Annotated in this window: 25 protein-coding genes and 2 pseudogenes; 18 read left to right on the top strand and 9 right to left on the bottom strand. The window is 65.5% G+C overall.

From position 1 onward, the window contains the following. The first annotated feature begins 29 nt into the window (after positions 1 to 29). The 4 genes from LRS09_RS00310 to LRS09_RS00325 all read left to right on the top strand — a co-directional run bounded on the left by LRS09_RS00310 (position 30) and on the right by LRS09_RS00325 (position 4320). On the top strand, positions 30 to 2090 hold the full coding sequence (locus tag LRS09_RS00310) for an ASKHA domain-containing protein (protein WP_257803561.1): 2061 nt from the start codon (positions 30 to 32) through the stop codon (positions 2088 to 2090). Between the two features lie 78 nt (positions 2091 to 2168). Beyond that, complete coding sequence (locus LRS09_RS00315) at positions 2169 to 2342, top strand: hypothetical protein (protein ID WP_176247564.1); 174 nt, start codon at positions 2169 to 2171, stop codon at positions 2340 to 2342. Between the two features lie 70 nt (positions 2343 to 2412). Beyond that, positions 2413 to 3360, top strand: a complete 948-nt coding sequence (locus tag LRS09_RS00320; RefSeq protein WP_257803564.1) for an alpha/beta hydrolase — start codon at positions 2413 to 2415, stop codon at positions 3358 to 3360. 45 nt (positions 3361 to 3405) lie between these two features. Further along, positions 3406 to 4320 carry an alpha/beta hydrolase gene (locus tag LRS09_RS00325; protein ID WP_257803566.1) on the top strand — a complete coding sequence of 305 codons (915 nt, stop codon included), beginning with the start codon at positions 3406 to 3408 and terminating at the stop codon, positions 4318 to 4320. Positions 4321 to 4323: 3 nt separating this feature from the next. Here the strand turns inward: LRS09_RS00325 and ligD are convergent. Beyond that, positions 4324 to 6854: pseudogene (ligD, locus tag LRS09_RS00330) on the bottom strand (DNA ligase D). Positions 6855 to 6942: 88 nt separating this feature from the next. Further along, positions 6943 to 7854, bottom strand: coding sequence for a LysR family transcriptional regulator (locus tag LRS09_RS00335; protein ID WP_257803568.1), 912 nt, complete (start codon positions 7852 to 7854; stop codon positions 6943 to 6945). A gap of 129 nt (positions 7855 to 7983) precedes the next feature. Here LRS09_RS00335 and LRS09_RS00340 point away from each other — a divergent pair, with 129 nt between their 5' ends. The 6 genes from LRS09_RS00340 to nhaA all read left to right on the top strand — a co-directional run bounded on the left by LRS09_RS00340 (position 7984) and on the right by nhaA (position 11621). After that, positions 7984 to 8148, top strand: a complete 165-nt coding sequence (locus tag LRS09_RS00340) for a hypothetical protein (RefSeq protein ID WP_257803570.1) — start codon at positions 7984 to 7986, stop codon at positions 8146 to 8148. Between the two features lie 222 nt (positions 8149 to 8370). Beyond that, positions 8371 to 8547: a hypothetical protein gene (locus tag LRS09_RS00345; RefSeq protein WP_257803571.1), complete on the top strand. Its 177-nt coding sequence runs from the start codon at positions 8371 to 8373 to the stop codon at positions 8545 to 8547. A 124-nt stretch (positions 8548 to 8671) separates the two neighbouring features. Next, positions 8672 to 8860, top strand: a complete 189-nt coding sequence (locus LRS09_RS00350) for a hypothetical protein (protein ID WP_257803572.1) — start codon at positions 8672 to 8674, stop codon at positions 8858 to 8860. A gap of 57 nt (positions 8861 to 8917) precedes the next feature. Continuing rightward, positions 8918 to 9058, top strand: coding sequence for a hypothetical protein (locus LRS09_RS00355; RefSeq protein ID WP_257803573.1), 141 nt, complete (start codon positions 8918 to 8920; stop codon positions 9056 to 9058). Positions 9059 to 9293: 235 nt separating this feature from the next. Then, complete coding sequence (locus LRS09_RS00360) at positions 9294 to 10292, top strand: GlxA family transcriptional regulator (RefSeq protein ID WP_257803574.1); 999 nt, start codon at positions 9294 to 9296, stop codon at positions 10290 to 10292. 141 nt (positions 10293 to 10433) lie between these two features. Then, a complete protein-coding gene (gene nhaA, locus LRS09_RS00365; RefSeq protein WP_257803575.1) occupies positions 10434 to 11621 on the top strand; it encodes a Na+/H+ antiporter NhaA in 1188 nt (395 codons plus the stop codon). A 7-nt stretch (positions 11622 to 11628) separates the two neighbouring features. Here nhaA and LRS09_RS00370 read toward each other — a convergent pair whose 3' ends face one another. Next, a complete protein-coding gene (locus LRS09_RS00370; RefSeq protein WP_257803576.1) occupies positions 11629 to 12426 on the bottom strand; it encodes a DUF1194 domain-containing protein in 798 nt (265 codons plus the stop codon). 238 nt (positions 12427 to 12664) lie between these two features. Here LRS09_RS00370 and LRS09_RS29920 point away from each other — a divergent pair. The 5 genes and pseudogenes from LRS09_RS29920 to LRS09_RS00390 form a co-directional block, all read left to right on the top strand. Beyond that, a pseudogene (locus LRS09_RS29920) lies at positions 12665 to 12889 on the top strand (DUF6766 family protein); the annotation flags it as partial. Positions 12890 to 12965: 76 nt separating this feature from the next. Continuing rightward, complete coding sequence (locus LRS09_RS29925; RefSeq protein WP_308240261.1) at positions 12966 to 13301, top strand: DUF6766 family protein; 336 nt, start codon at positions 12966 to 12968, stop codon at positions 13299 to 13301. 3 nt (positions 13302 to 13304) lie between these two features. Then, positions 13305 to 13565, top strand: coding sequence for a KTSC domain-containing protein (locus LRS09_RS00380; RefSeq protein WP_257803577.1), 261 nt, complete (start codon positions 13305 to 13307; stop codon positions 13563 to 13565). Further along, positions 13562 to 13816: a hypothetical protein gene (locus LRS09_RS00385; RefSeq protein WP_257803579.1), complete on the top strand. Its 255-nt coding sequence runs from the start codon at positions 13562 to 13564 to the stop codon at positions 13814 to 13816. Before LRS09_RS00380 ends, LRS09_RS00385 begins: the two co-directional genes overlap by 4 nt. Next, positions 13816 to 13989 carry a hypothetical protein gene (locus LRS09_RS00390; protein WP_257803580.1) on the top strand — a complete coding sequence of 58 codons (174 nt, stop codon included), beginning with the start codon at positions 13816 to 13818 and terminating at the stop codon, positions 13987 to 13989. Before LRS09_RS00385 ends, LRS09_RS00390 begins: the two co-directional genes overlap by 1 nt. On the opposite strand, the gene LRS09_RS00395 is transcribed toward LRS09_RS00390, so the two are convergent. The 5 genes from LRS09_RS00395 to LRS09_RS00415 form a co-directional block, all read right to left on the bottom strand. Beyond that, positions 13986 to 14540, bottom strand: coding sequence for a DUF421 domain-containing protein (locus tag LRS09_RS00395; RefSeq protein WP_257803581.1), 555 nt, complete (start codon positions 14538 to 14540; stop codon positions 13986 to 13988). The genes LRS09_RS00390 and LRS09_RS00395 overlap by 4 nt on opposite strands. Before the next feature lie 58 nt (positions 14541 to 14598). Next, the gene (locus LRS09_RS00400) at positions 14599 to 15420 is read right to left on the bottom strand and encodes an aldo/keto reductase (protein WP_257803582.1); all 822 of its coding nucleotides are present in this window, start codon (positions 15418 to 15420) and stop codon (positions 14599 to 14601) included. A 29-nt stretch (positions 15421 to 15449) separates the two neighbouring features. Further along, entirely contained in the window at positions 15450 to 16082 is a 633-nt protein-coding gene (locus LRS09_RS00405) for a DapH/DapD/GlmU-related protein (protein WP_257803583.1), read from the bottom strand. 37 nt (positions 16083 to 16119) lie between these two features. Next, positions 16120 to 16602, bottom strand: coding sequence for a CreA family protein (locus LRS09_RS00410; protein ID WP_257803584.1), 483 nt, complete (start codon positions 16600 to 16602; stop codon positions 16120 to 16122). Between the two features lie 77 nt (positions 16603 to 16679). After that, complete coding sequence (locus LRS09_RS00415; protein WP_257803585.1) at positions 16680 to 17183, bottom strand: cytochrome b; 504 nt, start codon at positions 17181 to 17183, stop codon at positions 16680 to 16682. Between the two features lie 68 nt (positions 17184 to 17251). Here LRS09_RS00415 and LRS09_RS00420 point away from each other — a divergent pair, with 68 nt between their 5' ends. From LRS09_RS00420 to LRS09_RS00430, 3 genes are read left to right on the top strand one after another with little or no spacing between them, the layout of a single operon-like run. Further along, positions 17252 to 17452 (top strand): hypothetical protein, encoded by a 201-nt coding sequence (locus tag LRS09_RS00420; protein WP_257803587.1) that lies wholly within the window; start codon positions 17252 to 17254, stop codon positions 17450 to 17452. Between the two features lie 37 nt (positions 17453 to 17489). Beyond that, a complete protein-coding gene (locus LRS09_RS00425; RefSeq protein WP_257803588.1) occupies positions 17490 to 18065 on the top strand; it encodes an SCO family protein in 576 nt (191 codons plus the stop codon). A 2-nt stretch (positions 18066 to 18067) separates the two neighbouring features. Further along, positions 18068 to 18940 carry a 50S ribosomal protein L11 methyltransferase gene (locus LRS09_RS00430; protein ID WP_257803589.1) on the top strand — a complete coding sequence of 291 codons (873 nt, stop codon included), beginning with the start codon at positions 18068 to 18070 and terminating at the stop codon, positions 18938 to 18940. A gap of 83 nt (positions 18941 to 19023) precedes the next feature. Here the strand turns inward: LRS09_RS00430 and LRS09_RS00435 are convergent, their stop codons facing one another. Further along, positions 19024 to 19209, bottom strand: coding sequence for a hypothetical protein (locus tag LRS09_RS00435; RefSeq protein WP_085465809.1), 186 nt, complete (start codon positions 19207 to 19209; stop codon positions 19024 to 19026). Positions 19210 to 19336 lie beyond the last annotated feature (127 nt).

Raw genomic sequence — 19336 nt, forward strand, 5'->3', positions numbered from 1 at the left:
GATCGAGCCCGCATCGCTTGCATATTGTCATGAACGCCTCGCCCACCGATCCGCTCGTCCTGTTCATGCCCTCGGGCAAGCGTGGCCGCTTCCCGGTCGGCACGCCGGTGCTCGATGCGGCGCGCCAGCTCGGCGTCTATGTCGAGAGCGTGTGCGGCGGACGCGCCACCTGCGGCCGCTGCCAGGTCGAGGTGCAGGAAGGCAATTTCGCCAAGCACAAGATCGTCTCGTCCAACGACCACATCTCGCCGCGCGGACCGAAGGAGGAGCGCTACGATCGCGTGCGCGGCCTGCCGCCGCACCGCCGCCTCTCCTGCTCCGCGACGATCCTCGGCGACCTGGTCATCGACGTGCCGCAGGACACGGTGGTCAACGCACAGACGATCCGCAAGGCGGCGACCGACCGGGTGATCGAGCGCAACGCGGCGGTGCAGATGTGCTATGTCGAGGTGGACGAGCCCGACATGCACAAGCCGCTCGGCGATCTCGACCGGCTGAAAGCCGTGCTGGCGAAGGACTGGGGCTGGAAGGACCTCCTGATCGCGCCGCATCTGGTGCCGCAGGTGCAGAAGATCCTGCGCAAGGAGAACTGGGGCGTCACGGCCGCGATCCATCGCGACATGGAATCCTCGCGACCCTTCATCATCGCGCTTTATCCGGGCCTGAAGAACGAGGCCTACGGCATCGCCTGCGACATCGGCTCGACGACGATCGCCATGCACCTCGTCTCGCTGCTTTCGGGCCGAATCGTTGCATCAGCCGGCGCCCCCAACCCTCAGATAAGATTCGGCGAAGACGTGATGAGCCGCGTCTCCTACGTCATGATGAATCCCGACGGCCAGGAGGCGATGACGAAGGCGGTGCGCGAGGCCGTCAACGGGCTGATCGGCAAGGTCTGCGCCGAGAGCGGCGTCGACCGCAACGACATCTTCGACTGCGTCTTCGTCGCCAATCCGATCATGCACCACCTGTTCCTAGGCATCGACCCGACCGAGCTCGGCCAAGCGCCGTTCGCGCTCGCCGTGTCGGGCGCGATGCAGTTCTGGGCGCATGAGATCGGCATCGAGGTGAGCAAGGGCGCGCGCCTCTACACCCTGCCCTGCATCGCCGGCCATGTCGGCGCGGACGCGGCCGGCGCCACACTGTCGGAAGGCCCCTACCGGCAGGACCGCATGATGCTGCTGGTGGATGTCGGCACCAATGCCGAGATCGTGCTCGGCAATCGTTCGCGAGTGGTGGCGGCCTCCTCCCCCACCGGCCCGGCTTTCGAAGGCGCGGAAATCTCGTCCGGCCAGCGGGCGGCCCCCGGCGCGATCGAGCGGGTGCGGATCGATCCCGAGACGCTGGAGCCGCGATATCGCGTCATCGGCGTCGACAAATGGTCGGACGAGGACGGTTTCGAGGAGGAAGCGAAGGCGACCGGCGTGACCGGCATCTGCGGCTCGGCGATCATCGAAGTCGTGGCGGAGATGTATCTCAGCGGCATCATCTCCGAGGACGGCGTGGTCGACGGCAGCATGGCCGCGCGCACGCCGCGCATCCTCTCCAACGGCCGCACTTTCTCCTACCTCTTGCGCGACGGCGAGCCGCGCATCACGGTGACGCAGAACGATGTGCGTGCGATCCAGCTCGCCAAGGCAGCGCTCTATGCCGGCATCAAGCTGTTGATGGACAAGCAGGGCGTGAGCGAGGTCGACACGATCCGCTTCGCCGGTGCCTTCGGCTCCTTTATCGACCCGAAATACGCCATGGTGCTGGGCCTCATCCCCGACTGCGACCTGACCGAGGTGAAGGCCGTGGGCAACGCCGCCGGCACCGGTGCTCTGATGGCGCTGCTCAACCGCGAGCATCGCCGCGAGATCGAGCGTGAGGTCGCCAAGATCGAGAAGATCGAGACCGCGCTGGAGCCGGATTTCCAGCAGCTCTTCATCAACGCCATGGCGCTGCCGAACAAGGTCGACCCGTTCCCGAAGCTCGCCGCCGCGGTGAAGCTGCCGCCGAAAAAGCAGCTCCCCGAGGGCGAAGCTGGCGACGGAGCGCCGCGCCGACGCTCGCGCGAGGAGCGCGCGGCACGACGCGGGCGGGACTGAGCCGGTTACGAAGCACCGGCCCGGCGGCGCGGGGATGAAACCCGCCGCCTCTATCCGCCTCCCTGACAGGAGGCCGATATGTTCCCGTTCGATATGATTGCCCGCTATGCTCAGCGCCGTCGCGATGCACGGAGGCGACGCCGCATGGAGGAGCTGCTGGACGCGCTCGATCCCGAGATCAGGCGCGATATCGGCTGGCGCCGGAAGCGCAGGCGGCGGCCGCCCTATGCCTGGGGCATGCCGGACTCTTGACCCAGCCGGCAAACGGATCGATCTTTGCGCGGAGGGAGGAACGAAGGTCCGTCGAGTGGGTTCTGCGCGCATGCCCAGCCTCAAGTCCCGTATCGTCTCGCTCTATCTCCGCAGCACCCGCAAGAAGGCCTTTGCCAGTGCTGCGGAAATGAACCGCTGGATCGCGCGCGCCCGCATGTTCGAGGATCACAGGCCGCCGGCCGCGCTCTCGCGGCGTCTCGACATCGCGCGCCGCGAGGTGCTCGGGGCCCCGGTCTATGACGTCGCGCCGCGCGGCGGCCAGGGCGGCAGGCGGATACTTTACCTGCACGGCGGCGCCTATGTGTTTGAAATCACGCCGTTTCACTGGCGGCTGATCGCCGAAATGGCGGAACGCCTCGACGCCCGCATCACCGTGCCGGTCTATCCGATCGCGCCCGAACACCGCTTCGAGGAGATGTTCGGCATGGTGATGGAGACCTATCGCAGGATGCTGGCGGAGAGCCCGACCGGCGAGATCGTCTTCATGGGCGATTCCGCCGGCGGCAACATGGCCGTGGTGCTGACCATGATGGCGGCCGAAGAAGGCCTCGCTGGTCCTGCCCGCCACGTGCTGATCTCGCCCGGCCTCGACATGACGCTGGAAAATCCCGACGTCGCACAGGCGGCGCGGCTCGATCCCTGGCTCGATATCGAGGGCGGCCTGGAGGCGATCCGCCACTATGCGCCGCATATGGACCGTGCCGACTGGCGCATCAGCCCGATCAAGGGCGACCTCTCGGTGCTGCCGCCGATGCTCATCCTCGCCGGCGAATTCGACCTTTTGACACTGGACACGATCCGCTTCGCCGACCTCGCCCGGCGCGCGGGCGTCGAGGTGGAGCTGGTGGTCGAGCCCGGCATGATGCATGTCTGGCCGCTGATCGACATGCCCGAGGCCCGCCGCGCGCGGAACCTGATCGTGGAGTTCCTGAACAGCGACGTGCCGGACCGCGATCGCAGGAGAGCGCCCGAAGCCGCCGTTTCCCGCGCGTATTGACTAAGCGGGCGGCCGCACTACTACTCCCGCGCCTGGGAGGACGCCATGGCCAGCCTGAAATCGCATTTCTACGCCTTCGTGCTGAAGCGCACGCGCAAGAAGGCGTTCATGTCCGAGGAAGGGCTGCGGCAGCGCCTCGCCAAGATGCGCCTGGTCGAGGACCACAGCCCGCCCGACAAGGTGAAAGACCGCCTCGACATCACCCAACGCGAGGTGCAGGGCCATGTAGTCTACGAGGCTCGGCCGAAGGCGGGCACGGCCGGACGGCGGCTCCTCTACCTGCATGGCGGGGCATATTGTTTCGAACTCACGCCGTTTCACTGGCTTCTGATCGCCGAACTGGCCGAGCGCCTGTCGGCGCAGGTGACGGTTCCGATCTATCCGCTCGCGCCCGAACACCAGTTCGACCAGATCTACGGGATGGCCGGCGAAGTCTACCGTCAGGTCTTTGCCGAAGCGCCGCATGCCGCGATCGTCGGCGACTCCGCCGGCGCCAACATGGCGCTGGTGCTGACCATGATGGCGGCCGAGAGAGGCGAACCAATCGCCTCGTCGCTGGCGCTGCTGTCGCCGAGCGTCGATTCCTCGCTCGCCAATCCCGAGGTGCGGGACTATGCGAAACGCGATCCCTGGCTCGACATTCCCGGCGCGCTGGCGGCGATGCACATGTATGCCGGCGCTCTGAAGCTCGACGACTGGCGCATCAGCCCGATCTACGGCAACGTCGCGGCGCTGCCGCGCACGCTGATCTTCTCCGGCACGCGCGACCTGCTCTATCCGGACACCGTCCTGTTCGTGGACAAGGCGCGGGCGGCCGGCGTCGACATCGAGCTGGTGCGGGCGGACGGGATGTTCCACGTCTGGCCGCTGCTCGACATCCCCGAAGCGCGGCCCGCCCGCGACAGGATGGTCGCCTTCCTGGAACAGGCTCCGGCACAGACGGCCGCGAAGGCGGCCTGACGGTTATCCGCCTGCGACGCTAGCCATGATCTCGCTGGTGATCGACTGTTTCCAGCCGTCGGCCGCCTTCCAGGGATCGGCCTGAGTCAGGCGCTGCTCCATGTCGCCGATGTGGAAGCTGTTCGCCGCCTCCAGATCCTTCAGCTCCCCCCACGACACCGGCGTCGCCACCGGCGCGCCCTTGCGGCGGCGGGTCGAATAGGGGCAGATCGCGGTGGAGCCGCGCTCGTTGCGCAGATAGTCGACAAAGATGCGCCCCTTGCGCTTGGCCTTCGACATGTTGGCGACGTAGCGGTCCGGCGCCTCGTCCTCGAGCATTTTGGCAAAGCCCTTGGCAAACTCCTTCACCTGCGGCCACTCCACGCGCGGCGCGATCGGCGCTATGACGTGGACGCCCTTGCCGCCCGTGACCATCGGGACGGTCTTCAGGCCGATCTTCTCCAACCGAGCATGCAGGTCGAACGCCGCGTCGCGCACGTCGGCGAAGCCCAGCCCCTCGTCCGGGTCGAGGTCGAACACCAGTCGGTCGGGCTTTTCCAACTTGTCGATGCGCGAGCCCCAGATATGGAACTCCAGCGTGCCCATCTGCACGCCCGCGATCAGCGCCGACAGGTCTTCCGCGTAAAGATAATTGTCCCGCTTGCCATCGCTTTCCTCGATTTCCATCCGCTTCAGTTCGTCGGGAAAGCCGCGGGAATCGTGCTTCTGGAAGAAGCACTGGCCGCCCTCCCCGTCGGGGCAGCGCACCAGGCTGAGCAAACGATGCGTCACATGCGGCAGGATCCGCTTCGCCACGCGCTCGTAATGCGCGGCGAGATCGGCCTTGGTCACGCCCTGCTCTTCGAACAGCACCTTCTGCGGGCTGGAGAGCTTAACGCCGGCAAAGATATCGCGCGTCTCATGCTGCATGGCCGTCTCCCTCGGTATCTCCAGCACCACGTCCTTCGCGGGCTTGTCGCCGCGGATCCCGCGCACCACGCCGTGGCGAACCACACCATCGGCCGTGAACTCAGCCATGTCGACCTCTATGACGAGCTCCGGCTTGAGCCAGACCACGCCACGCGCCATCTCGCGCGGAACGGAGACGAAAGGCGACGACTTGCGCACAAGGGAGCCGACGAGCTCTTCCACCTCGCCAAGCGTATCTCCCTCGAAGGCGCCGACCCGCCCCTTGTAGGTGAGCTCGCCATCCTCCATCACGCCGATCAGCAGCGAGCGGACGGTGCGGCCGCGCTTGTCCGACGGCGCATAGCCGCCGACGATGAACTCCTGCCGCTTCGTGCACTTGATCTTCAACCAGCTCCGCCCGCGGCCGGATATGTACGGATCGTCCGCGCGCTTGGCGACGATGCCTTCATGCCCGGCCGAGCAGACCTGCCGGAAGACCTCGTCCGCCTTGCCGAGAACATGGGTGGAGAACAGCAGCGGCTCGCTGCCGGCGCTGATCAACGCTTCCAGCTTCGCCTTGCGCTCGGTGAGAGGCAGTCGCGTCAGATCCTCCCCGTCCAGTTCGAGCAGGTCGAAGACGAAGCAGGACAAGTCCCTGCCGCCGGCCTTGATCTCCTTCTGCAGAGTGGAGAAGTCGGTCTTTCCATTGCGGTCGAAAGCAACGATCTCGCCATCTATCAGCGCAGAGCCGACACCAAGTGCCGCGGCCGCAGCGGCGATGCCGGGGAATTTGCCGGTCCAGTCGAGGCCGCTGCGTGTGTAGATCCTGGCCTCTTCACCGGCCACCGCGATCAGCGCGCGGTAGCCGTCATACTTCATCTCGGCCAGCCACTCGCCGCCGTCGGGCGCTTCGCCGACCAGCGTCGCGAGCGTACTTCGCGCCAGCGCGGCACTGGCAATTCCTTCGAGACCTTACGCGCCGGCGGATCGACCTTGCCCGTCAATCCGCCCTCGGGTCGCTTCGCCGTCAGGTCGCTCTTGCTTAGGCCACGGCCGCCCTTCGCGATCTGCGCCATGGTGCGGCCCGACGCGACGCTCTTGGTGAACCGGTTCAGCACGTCGCCGCGCGGTGGGACGAATCCCTCCTCGCGATGCTTGATCATCAGCCAGTTCTCGCGCTTTTCCCGACCGCGGGGCTTCATGCGGACAAGCGTCCACTCGCCCTTGAGGCGCTCGCCGTCGAGACGGAAGACGATCTTGCCCTCCTTCAGCCCGCTCTCGAAATCGCCGACCGGCTCCCAGGTGCCGCGATCCCACAGCATCACCGTGCCACCGCCATACTCCTTCTCAGGGATCGTGCCCTCGAAGGCGCCGTAGGCGAGAGGATGGTCTTCCGTGCGTACAGCCAGCCGTTTTTCGGCCGGATCGTAGCTCGGGCCGCGCGTCACGGCCCAGCTCTTCAGCACGCCCGCCCATTCGAGGCGGAAGTCGTAGTGGAGGCGCGTCGCATCATGCTTCTGGACGACGAAGGCGAGCCCCTCGCCGGCAGCCTTCGGCGCGGGCCTGTCGTCGGGCTCCGCGGTCTTCGAGAAATCCCGCTTCGCCCTGTATTCCCTGAGCAGTTCGTCGACGGCCGGCCGCTCCATGATGTGTTACGACGCCTCCATACGGATGCGGCGGCCCGGACGGGCCGCCGCACGAAAAACCCCGGTCGGGCGCGGAAGTTCCCGCCGCTCAGGCGGCGAGCGCGAAGCGGCCGTTTTCCTTGAACGCTTCCATCGTCGCGCGGATATGGTCGGCCGCCGCCCGCACCGGCGCGCTGGCGTCCGGACGTACAATCATCACCAGATTGTAGGTGCCGAGCTCCGGCAGACCGTCCTTCGGCCCCAGGATAACGAGATCTTCGCCGATGAACGACTTCGGCAGCGGCGCGACCGCGAGGTCTGCGAGGATCGCCGAGCGCTGGCCGGAGGTGTGGGCGCTCATATAGGCGATGCGGTAGTCGCGTCCGCTGGTGCTCAGCGCATCCAGTGCGCGGATGCGCCAGGCGCAGCCCTCCTCCCACAACGATACCGGCAGCGGCTCTCGCATATGCGCGCAACCGCCCCTGGCGCCCGCCCAGGCGATCTGCTCCGTCAGCAGGATCTCCGCATCCATGGGGATCACCTTGCCGGAGCAAGTCATCAGCGTGATGTCGAGCTCGCGATCGTCCATGCGCCGGCGCAGATTGGAACTCTGGTCGATGACGACGTCGACCGCGACCGAAGGGTGGGACTGCGCGAAGCGGCGCAATACGTCGGGCAGCACGCGCTCGCCATAGTCGTCCGGCGAGCCCAGCCGCACGACGCCCTGGATGTCGGGCATGACGAACTTGGAAACGGCCTCGCGGTTGATCGCGAGCAACCGGCGCGCATAGCCGATGAGGATCTCGCCGTCCGCGGTGAGCGATACGGAGCGCGCGTCGCGCGTGAACAGCGCGCGCCCGAGCGTCTCTTCCAGCTTCTTGATCTGCATCGACACGGCCGAGGGCGTGCGGAACACCGCATTGGCCGCGAGCGTGAAGCTTCCGGTCTCGGCGATCGCCACGAAGGTGCGCAGCACGTCGAGTTCCAGTAGCGGCAAAGGATGGTTGAGCGGAGCGTTCATGGAGCCCTCAGTTCAGTTTTCTTGATCCAATCGATCATTCCATTTCGTTTGATTGAACTCCATTCCGGTCGCATAGTCAATCTCATGGAAGGACGAGACGCCCTTTCGCCCCAACGAATGGAGAAAGTCATGTCGATCTACACCGCATTTGCCCAGTTCATCGCAACGCAGCGCGCCCGCCGTCTTCGCATTCGCACCGCCATGCGCATCGCAGATTTGCCGCACGGCATGCAGAAGGACATCGGCTGGCCCGACGGCATCGATTTCGAGCGTGAATTTCGCGCCCGGTCGTAATCCGCCACCGAAACGCCGCAATGATGCGGTGAACGGGCGCGGCTTGCATGTTGCACTGCAACAAGGCAATTGCCGACGAATTCGGCGAACCGTGACGAATTGATTCGCAAATCGAAACGGTCCGTCAGCCGCCCGCAATAAATTTGAAACAAGAGCTGCCTAAATGGCACGCAATCGAAAGGCTCCTCCCAAGCCTTTCATTGCAAACTCAAGGAGAGTGAAATGTCCATCATGACCGCGCTCAGCCGCTTTGCGGCCGACTATCGCGCCGCCCGCGCCCGCCAGGAAACCGAACGGTCGATCCGCTCGCTGCCCGTCGAGATCCAGAAGGACATCGGCTGGCCGGAAGCCTACCGCCACAACACGGTCAACAAGGTCGTGACCGGCGGCTGGTGCTGATATCGCACGGCGCTGCGACGGCGCCCTGGCCGAGACCCTAAAAGTCCCGCCCCGCAGCTCGCGGCGGGACTTTTGTTTTCTGCCCATCGCGGCGGCAGGTGCCGCGCAGCCATGCAACGGCCGCATGACGCATGTGAGCCAGCCGCATGACTGGGTCAAAATCCAAATAATCCCTTTTGTTTCAAACCGTTATCTTGAATTCGGGAATGTTTCCGGACGTCGCGGTATCGCTTTTACGACGCGGCTGTTCGCTTTTGCCACTGCAAGGATCGCGGCAGATGCCTATATCCGCGCCATGAAAAGAGCTGCTTGACGCAGTCATCGCGCCGGCCGCTCCGAGTAAAACGCACGATTTGCTTGGAGAGCTACCATGAAGTTCCTGTCGACCTTCTTCCGCGGCCGCCGCGCCGGCAACCTCACCACCAGCCTTGAGCGTGCGCGCCTCGGCCGGACGATGCCGGGCCAGACCGCTGCGCTCGCGGCCAACCGCCTCGGCGGTCTCGTGATGTAAAGCATACCGGAGCCGTTCCCTCCCGCGGCTCCGTCTTCTTCCAGTCAAGACCTCCTTGCCCGCGCAGCGCAAGCTGCGTGGGCTTTTTCTTTTTGCGACACGAAAAGAGGGCCATGTCGCATTCGGATCAGCCGCTGCCGCAATCACATTGACATTTCCCGACGTTCCGGATGACACTTTTCCTATCGCGACGATGAAAGCCGTTCGCCGATAGCCAGGTTTCCGGGAGTGTTTCGTGACCGTAAAGCCAGCCATCAAACGCTCGATCGTCTTCTTTCTCGTCCCGGATTTCACGCTGATCGCCTTTTCGACGGCGATAGAGCCGCTGCGGCTCGCCAATCGAATGCTCGGCTACGACGCCTATACTTGGCGGCTCGCCAGCGCTGACGGCCGGCCGGTGAATGCCTCCAGCGGCATCGAGATCGCGGTTCAGACCTCGCTGGAAGACGAGCGGCGCAAGATGAGCGGCCCTGAGCGCCCCTCGATGGTCATCGTCTGCTCGGGCATCAATGTCGAGAAATACCAGAACCGCTCCGCCTTCGCCTGGCTGCGGGAGGAATACAACCGCGGCGTGGCGATCGGCGGCCTGTGCACCGGGGCGCATGTGCTGGCGTCTGCCGGCCTGCTCTCCAACAAGCGCTGCGCGATCCACTGGGAAAACCTGCCCGGCTTCTCCGAGGCGTTCCCCAAGGCCAACGTCTTCGCCGACCTCTTCGAGGTCGACCAGAACGTCTACACCTGCGCCGGCGGCACGGCCGCGCTCGACATGATGCTGAAGCTGATCGGCGACGACTTTGACGAAATGCTTGTCAACCGCGTCTGCGAGCAGGTGCTGACCGACCGCGTGCGCAGCCCGACGGACCGCCAGCGCCTGCCGCTGCGCGCCCGCCTTGGCGTGCAGAACGGCAAGGTGCTGTCGATCATCGAACTGATGGAGATGAACCTCTCCGAGCCGCTGTCGCTGATCGAAATCGCCGACCATGTCGGCCTGTCGCGCCGGCAGATCGAGCGCCTGTTCCAACAGGAGATGGGCCGCTCGCCGGCGCGCTATTATCTGGAGATCCGGCTCGACCGGGCGCGGCACCTCTTGATCCAGTCGTCGCTGCCGGTGGTGGAGGTGGCGGTGGCCTGCGGTTTCGTCTCGGCCTCGCACTTCTCGAAATGCTACCGCGAGCTCTACGCCCGCTCGCCGCAGCAGGAACGCGCCGACCGCAAGCAGCTGCTGGCAGCGTAGGCGATTCTCATACAAAGTTGCGGATTCTCGGTCCGCGGCGCTGCAATTCCACCTCTGATCGGATATGTCTAATGGATGCGTCGGGCCGCCCGGCGCGACTATGATGGCCCTTGCGGCCGACCAACCAAAAGGAGGCCGGACGTGAGCACCCGCCAGAGATCGATCTTTCGCGAATTTCTCGACAGCGAGGCCTCGGGTGGCATCGTGCTGATGGCGGCGGCGGCGCTTGCGCTCATCGTCGCCAACTCGGCACTAGCGCCGGTCTATTTCGCCGCCCTGAAGTCGTATCTTGGCCCGCTCAGCGTGTCGCATTGGATCAACGACGCGCTGATGGCCGTGTTCTTCCTGCTGGTCGGCCTCGAGATCAAGCGCGAGGTGCTCGACGGCCAGCTCTCGACCTGGCCGCGGCGAATCCTGCCCGGGCTGGCTGCAGCCGGCGGCATGGCGGTGCCGGCGCTGATCTACGCCGCGCTCAACTGGGGCAATGCGGAGACGATGCGGGGCTGGGCGATCCCGACCGCCACCGACATCGCCTTCGCGCTTGGTGTGCTGTCGCTGCTGGGCAGCCGTGTCCCCGCTTCGATGAAGGTGTTCCTGACGGCGCTTGCGATCATCGACGACCTCGGCGCGGTGATCATTATCGCGGTCTTCTACACGGCCGATCTGCAGATGGCGTATCTCGCCGGCGCGGTGGGCGTGCTGGCGATCCTCGTCGCCATGAACAGGTTCGGCGTGCGCAGCCTCCTGCCCTATCTCGCGCTGGGCGTGGTGCTGTGGGTCCTTGTCCTGCAGTCGGGCGTGCATGCCACGCTTGCCGGCGTGGCGCTGGCGTTGACCATCCCGCTGCGGGCAAGCCCCGCGCTGCGTGACGACGCCGACCATTCGCCGCTGCACCGGCTGGAACACGCCCTCCACGGCGTTGTCCCCTTCGTGATCGTGCCGATTTTCGGCTTTGCCAATGCCGGCGTTTCCTTTTCCGGCATGTCGGCCGACACGCTCGTCGATCCGCTGACGCTCGGCGTCGCGGCAGGCCTCGTCGTCGGCAAGCTCGTCGGAGTCTTCGGCACGTCTTACGCAGCGATCAAGCTCGGTTTTGCAGACATGCCTGCGAACGCCGCACGTATGCATCTGCTGGGGGTGTCGCTGCTTTGCGGCATCGGCTTTACAATGAGCCTGTTTATCGGCCTGCTCGCCTTCGCCAGCAACGCCGCTCTGCAGGATGACGTCAAGGTCGGCATCCTGCTCGGCTCGGTGGTCGCCGCTCTGCTCGGGTCGCTGGTAATCTATCTCGCACCGCGGCCGGGCGGTCCAGAATCCCGAGAGGAGTGAGAGCCGTCTACTGGATGTCGATCCAGCCGCGATTGTTCCACATCTTCTCGCCGATCTGGCAATCGGTCGTGAAGATCGTGGCGGCCTTGATGACGGGCGGGAACTCCGCCTCCATTGCCGTGCGGAGCGGGTGCTCCCCGTCCGCGAGTTCCAGCACCAGCTTGCGCCGGATCGCCTCGGGAAACTGAGCCCAGCCGTTGACCGGGATCATGAAGGCGCCCGGGCCGCCGATCACGCAGTCCGAGTAATAAGCGTCGAGATTGGCGATGTCGAAGGCCGAGGACATGCCATGGCCGTTCGTCATCAGCGGCAGGCCGTTGATCGTGATGCCTTTTTCCGCGATGCGGTCGCGCGACTGGTCGACGGGCGTGCCCTGGTTGTTGGGTCCGTCGCCCGACACGTCGATCACCCGCTTCATGCCCCTGTAGCCGCTGGTGTCGAACAGCGACGCGGCATAGTCGAGCGCGGCCGAGATCGAGGTACGGCGCGCACTGCGCGGCGGCGTTGCGGTCATCTTGGCGACGAAGGCCTGCGCGTCCTCGGCCGTCGCGATCACTGACCAGGGAACCACGACCTGCTGCACGCCGGAGCCTGCCCATTCGACATAGGTGACGGCGATCCTGCCATGCGCGCCGTCGGCGATCGCCCGCAGCACGGCGTCATCGGTGAGGGCCGCCACATAACCGTCGCGTTGGATGACGAGTTCGTCAGGCGACATCGAGAGCGAGACGTCGACCGCAAGCACCAGTTCCACGTCGACGACCTGATCCTCGGCCGGCGCCGCGGATGCACCGAGCGCCAGCATCACCGCTGCTCCGAAGCATGAGGCCAGTCGAGCTTGCAGGCGAGACATGCGCTCATGATACGCGCATCGGCTGGCCTGAAAAGCGGGCGGCGATGTTGTGCGTTCACGAAATCGCGAGTGGCGTCGACCCCATCCGGCGAGAAGCTGCCGCCGAGTCGCGCACCTCCCCCGCGCCATGCCGCAACCTCCGCCGCTCTTGATCGTTCTGCTCGATCATCCATCACGGAGCGGTTCGGCCATGCGGTTCTTGCGCGACAACAGCCTCACCATCGTGCTGCTGGGCGCCTTCGCCCTAAGTCTCGCCGGCATGCTGGTCGCCGGCCTGGCGCACGAGAACGAGATGCGCGCCGTCCACGGCGAACCGGCCCTGACGCTCGGCGCCTATTTCCTCTCCGCGCCGTTCTCCTCCGCCCTGTTCGAGAACTGGGAGAGCGAATTCCTGCAGATGGCGGCCTACGTCGTGCTGACCGCGATGCTGTTCCAGCGCGGCTCGTCCGAATCCCGCGATCCGGATCAGCCTGCACCGGCCGGGCGACGAGGTGCCGGCCCATCGCCGCGCGGCAAGCCGGCTGGGCGACTGGCTCTACGCGCACGGGCTCGGCCTCGCTCTGGCCCTGCTCTTTGTCCTGTCCTTCCTGCTGCACTGGATGTCGAGCGCGGCGACGCGGAACGCCGATGCACTGGCACACGGCCAGCCGGCCATTCCGGCCTACGCCCATCTCGGCGACCCGACCTTCTGGTTCGAGTCGTTCCAGAACTGGCAGTCCGAGTTCCTCTCGACCGCGGTCCTCGTCGTCCTGTCGATCTTCCTCCGCCACCGTGGATCCCCCGAATCGAAGCCGCTGGCCGCGTCGAACCGCGACACCGGAGAGTGAGCCATGCCCTCCACGTCGATCCGGCATTTCGAGTATGACGAGGCAAGCCGGGTGCTGTCGGTCTGGTTCGTGGCCAACGGCCGCCGCTACGACTACCGGGACGTGCCGCCGGAAACGGCGCGCGGCCTCCGCCACGCGTTTTCGAAGGGCCGTTTCTTCAACGCCCGCATCCGCGACCACTTCCCTTACGCCTGGATCCGCGAGGAGCGGAACAATCCGTCCGGCTCACCGTTGGCAGCAAAAAGCCGAGGAGCAAGACAATGACCGAAGCTGTCGCAACCACCGATCACAAAGTCATCCGCAAATGGGTCGAAAGCCGCGAGGGTCGGCCCGCCGTGGTCGGCGAAGGCGTGCTGCGGATCGATTTCGGCGATCCTGAAGATGGGTTCCGCGAGATCGAGTGGGACGAGTTCTTCGAGATCTTCGAAGACCGCAAGCTGGCCTTCCTGCACCAGGACATGCTCGACAACGGCCAGGTCAGCCGCTTCAACAAGCTGATCGAGAGGCCGAACTGATGCCCGGCGCAGTGAAGACGGACCGGCGCGAGAAGCTGCTGGACGAGGACGTGAAGTTCCTCGCCGAGAACACGGACCTGTCGCCGAACCAGGCGGAGGAACTGATCGCGCGCCACGGCCGCGACAGGGAGCTGCTGCTGGAGAAGGCGCGTTCCATCAAAGCGGAGAGCTAGCGCTGGGTCCTGAGCGGCTCAGTCGAGCGCGAGCGCTTGGCCTTCTCGGCGGGGTAGCGGAACACACTTAGCTTGCCGTTGTTCTCGAAATAGGCCGCCTCGACCTCACCAACGTCGCGCACACTCTCGACACGCAGCAACGCCAAGAGCTCGCGCAGGCTGAGCGCGCCGGAACCGAGCGCTTCCTCGACGACGCGGCCATCCTTGACCACCAGCAGCGGATCGCCTTCGACCAGGCTTTCGACCCTGCTCGATCGTGCGAGCAAAGCGCCCGTAGCCCGATGCAGCAAGACAACAACGGTGATGACCAGTATGCCCTGCAGCAGGCCGACATCGGGATAGAACATCGGATCGCCGGCGGCCGAGCCGACGGCGATGACCAGCACGAACTCGAACGGTCCGATCTGCCCGATCGCGTCATGGCCGACCATCCGGGCGAGGAAGATCGTATAGAGATACATGACCAGGGTGCGGAAGACGATCTCGGCATAGAACCAGACATTGGCCGTCTCCGCCTCGCCGAACACGATGCGAACGATCTCTTCCTGCATGGACCCCTCCTGCTCCGGACCGACGCCCCGAAACGCGGGAGAAGTTCGCACGGTTCCGTCAGGCGAAGGTGTCCGGGTTCGGCCCGGTGCGCACGCCGGCGTCGAGTTTCGCGATTGCCGCCATATCCGCCTCGTCCAGCTCGAAATCGAAGACGGCGATGTTCTCGCGGATACGCGACGGCGTGACGGATTTCGGGATGGCGATATTGCCGAGCTGGAGGTGCCAACGCAGGATCACCTGCGCCGGGGTGCGGCCGTGCTTCGTCGCGATGGCGACGATCTCCGGTGTGTCGACCGCACCGCGCTGCAGCGGGCTCCAGGCCTCGGTGGCAATGTCGTTCGCGGCATGGAAGGCGCGAAGCTCCGCCTGCTGCAGGCCGGGATGCAGCTCGATCTGGTTGAGCGCCGGACGGACATCTGAACTGTCGAACAGCCGCTTCAGGTGCGGGATGTGGAAGTTGGACACACCGATCGAACGCGCGCGTCCGTCGGCCTTCAGCTTCTCCAGCGCCTTCCAGGTGTCGAGATAGAGCCCGCGCGAGGCGGCCGGCCAATGGATCAGGTAGAGATCGACATAGTCGAGGCCGAGCCGGCCCAGGCTCTTGTCGAAAGCCTGGAGCGTGGTGTCGTAGCCCTGCGCATCGTTCCAGACCTTGGTCGTGACGAACAGCTTCTCGCGCTGCGCGCCGGAGCGCCTGATCCCCTCGCCCACCCCGCGCTCGTTGCGATACACCGCGGCGGTGTCGATGCTGGTGTAGCCTGCCTCGATAGCGGTCACCACGGCGTCGGCGGCTACTTCGTCGGCGACCTGCCACACGCCCAGCCCGATCACCGGCATCTCCGCGCCGGAATTCAGCCGCTTGGTCGGAACCTTGGTCATGGATTGTCTCCTATGCAAACAGGCCGGCCTTACGGACCGGCGTCTTCCCATTTGTCGAGGAATGCCTCGGCCGAAAGCCGCTGCATGTCCGGCACGGCCTCGAACAGTCTTTCACGCGAAAAATCCCACCAGGCGAGCTTCTCGATGCGCACGGCGATCTCGTCAGGAAAGCGCCTGCGCACCGTCCTGGCCGGCGAGCCGGCGACGATCGTGAAGGCGGCGACGTCGCGCGTCACCACGGCATTCGCGCCGATCACCGCGCCGTTGCCGACGGACACACCCGGCATGATCACCGCGCCATGCCCGATCCAGACATCGTGACCGATCCTGACCCGCTTGTCCGCGCGGCGGGCGCGGAACTCCTGGTCGACGCCGAGGAAGCGGAAGAACTCGTTCGGACGGTAGCTGATCTTGTGCTGGGTGATCCGCTCGATCGGATGTTCGAGCGCATTGATGCGCGTGTTCGCCGCGATCGAGCAGAACTTGCCGATGTCGGCATAGGCCGCCTCGGAATGGCGCTCGAAATAGGAGTAGTCACCAACGATCACGTCGCGCAGGATGACCCGTTCGCCGACCACGGCGTGGCGGCCGAGCCGGCAGCCCTTCATCTCGGCGGTCGGATGGATGCGCGGCTCGTCGGAGGGAAAGCGCTCGTCGGACATGGCCGAGCCAATACGCGCCCGCTCCCGCGGCCGCAAGTTACTGCGGCTTGCCGTTGGCCCAGGTCACGGGCTGATTGAACAGCGGCACGGTCGAGATCGCCATCTTGGCGGAGCCGTCCTGCACCTGTCGCGAATGCGACAGGTAGATCAGCGTATCGTTGGCCTTGTCGTAGATGCGGTTGACGACGCGCTGCTTCCAGATCAGCGAGATGCCCTGGTTGAACACTTCCTCGCCGCCCTTGGTGAGGTCGATGTCGCGGATCGCGATCGGGCCGGTCTGGCGGCAGGCGATTGAGGAATCGGACGGGTCCTCGAACCAGTTGCCCTTCTGCAGCCGGTCGATCACGCCGCGCTCGAAATAGGAGACGTGGCAGGTGATGCCGTCGACCTTCGGGTCCTTGAAGGCTTCGACGATGATGTCGTTGCCGAGCCAGTCGACGCCGACTTCGCCGACCTCCTGCGCCAGGGCTGGCGACGCGGCAAGGCCGAGGAACAGGGCTGCGGCGGCGAAACGGTTCATGTCGGATCTCCTTGGACGACAGCGCGAGAGGTAGGGTCAGGCCGTCCGCCTTGCAATGCCGGTCTCGCCAGGCGCCGCTATTTCTGCGGTGCCACCATCCTGGTCAGCACGTCCGACTTCAAGACGAAGCGCTGGTAGAGCGCGCCCAGGATGTGCACGACAACCAGCCAGAACAGGATGTTCGCCGCCAGGCCATGTATGCCGGCCGCGGGCTTGACGCCGCCCACCCATGCCGCGAGGCCGCCGAGCGGGATCGCGATCATGAGGATGTAGAGCACGACGTGTGTCGCATTCGCGGCGAGGCGCAGCGGCGCGGGCTCCTCCGCCGGCAGGGCCGGTGCGCCGCGCGTGACGCGGACGCCGAGCCGCAGCAAGGCAAGCAGCAGGACGGACACGCCGACGGCGACGTGCACGGTAACGCCGAAGCTCACGTTCGCCGGAACCGCGAGCCCGTCGCGGACGGCGTCCCACGCCTCTTCCATCGGATCGTGGTAGAGGATCTGCACGCCGATCAGCAGCGCGATGATCCAGTGGAGGGCGATCTGGAGGCGAGAGTAGCCCTTGGGTGCCTGCGTAGCCATGCATGTCTCCTGGCATTCGTGGGTTCGAAGAGCTTCGCGCGTTTCGGACAGGCTGCCAACGCGGCATCATGCCCTTTGCGAAGGCGAATGCCGCCCGCTATATCTGCGGCATGTCTGGCAGATCGACATCGGGAAGTTGGCTGGTCCGCGTCGCGCTTGCCGCGATCGCGGTGGGCGGCTTCACGGGCGTGGCATTTGCCGCATGGATCGGAAACGGATCCGCCATGCTGATGACGCTGACCGCGTCAGGTCTCTCCTGGTGTTTCTGACGCCGGGGCCATTTAGGCACAGTCTCGGGTGAATACGATGCGCGCGATCCTCTACGGGCTTCTCTTCCTCGTCGCGGCGGGCATCGGCTATGTCGCCTTCGACTGGTATGCGAAAGTCGGCTCGGGTGACGCCTATGGCGGCGCGTTCCAACTCGTCGACCAGAAGGGCCAGCCGATCAGCGAGAAGGAATTCAGGGCGCAGCCTTCGGCGGTCTTCTTCGGCTTCACCCACTGTCCCGAGATCTGCCCGACCACGCTGTTCGAGCTCGACGGCTGGCTGAAACAGCTCGGCGCGGAGGGCGAGAACATCCGCGCCTTCTTCGTCTCTGTCGATCCGGAGCGCGACACGCCGGAGATCATGGACCAGTATGTCAGCAACGTCTCGCAGCGCATCACAGGTGTGACCGGCGACCCGGCCAAGGTGGCGGCGATGGTGAAGTCGTTCAACATCTATTCGCGCAAGGTCGAGACCGGCGGCGGCGAGTACACGATGGATCACACGGCCTCCGTGCTGCTGCTCGAGAAGGGCGGCGCGTTTGCCGGCACCATCGCCTATGGCGAGAATGGCCAGACGGCGGTCGCCAAGCTGAAGCGGCTGGCGACCGGATCCTGACCATGGGCCAGATCCGCTATCACCTCCGCGGGCCGAAGGCCGAGACGGAACGCGTCTACGCGGCGCTCGAACTCGGCCTGGAAGAAGAGGGCTGGCCGCTGTCCATCTTCGAGGTGGACGAGAAGGCGGCTATTTTCGAAGTCTCCGCCTATGTCGACGAGGCGGAGGACGGCGTTGCCGAACGCCTTGCCGCGCTGGTTCCCGACGACCTTGCGGACCGCAGCTTCGCGGTCGAGCCCGTTCCGGACATCGACTGGGTGACGAAGTCGCTGGAAGGGCTGAAGCCGGTGCGCGCCGGCCGGTTCCTGGTGCACGGCTCGCACGACCGCGACAAGCGTCGCATCGGCGATCTTGCGATCGAGATCGAGGCAGGACTAGCCTTCGGCACCGGTCATCACGGCACGACGGCCGGCTGCCTGCAGGTTTTGTCGGAAGTGGTGCGGCGCGAGCATCCGCGCAACGCACTCGACCTCGGCACCGGCAGCGCCGTGCTCGCCATCGCGCTGGCGAAGATGGCACATATCCCGGTGCTCGCCACCGACATCGACCCGGTCGCAACGGAGGTGGCCAAGGAGAACGCGGCGATCAACGGCGTCGCCGCCTGGCTGACCTGCGTGACGGCGCCCGGCTTCCACCATGCGGCATTCGCGGCGGCGGGACCGTTCGACCTGATCGTCGCCAACATCCTCGCCCGCCCGCTGATGCGGCTCGCGCCGCAGATGGCACGCCATGTCACGCCGGGCGGATCCCTGGTGCTGTCGGGCATCCTCGACAGCCAGCGCAACGCGGTGGTGGCGGCCTATGCGGGCCAGCGCTTCCGCCATGTCAGGACGCTGCACCGCGAGGGCTGGGTGGCGATCCACCTCAAGCGCTAATCTCTCGCAGGCACGAAAAAGGCGGCTGTCTCCAGCCGCCTTCACCAGCGCGACAAGCGCGCTCTACCGGTAAGGGTAGGAAATCAGTACGCGTAGGGTGCGCGCGCGTTACGGCGCAGCACGTCACGGCTGTAGCCGTTCTTCGCCAGCGTCTCGTCGTCCAGCATCAGCAGGGCGCCGTTAACATAGTGGGTGGCCTGACGAGCACGCGCCTCGATCAACGCATTGAGCGCGTTGCGGAAAAAGCCGGGCTTCGCAGTCTTGGTCATGATGGTCTCCTTCGGTCGGACTATCCATCCTCCACGTCAGCCAATGTATGAAACACCGACTTGATTCACCATGGCTCATCTCGCATGTGCGATATGCAATTTTGCATATGCGAAGAGAGAATTGTGC

It is taken from the genome of Mesorhizobium sp. J428, from assembly GCF_024699925.1.
Taxonomy (GTDB): Bacteria; Pseudomonadota; Alphaproteobacteria; order Rhizobiales; family Rhizobiaceae; genus Mesorhizobium_A.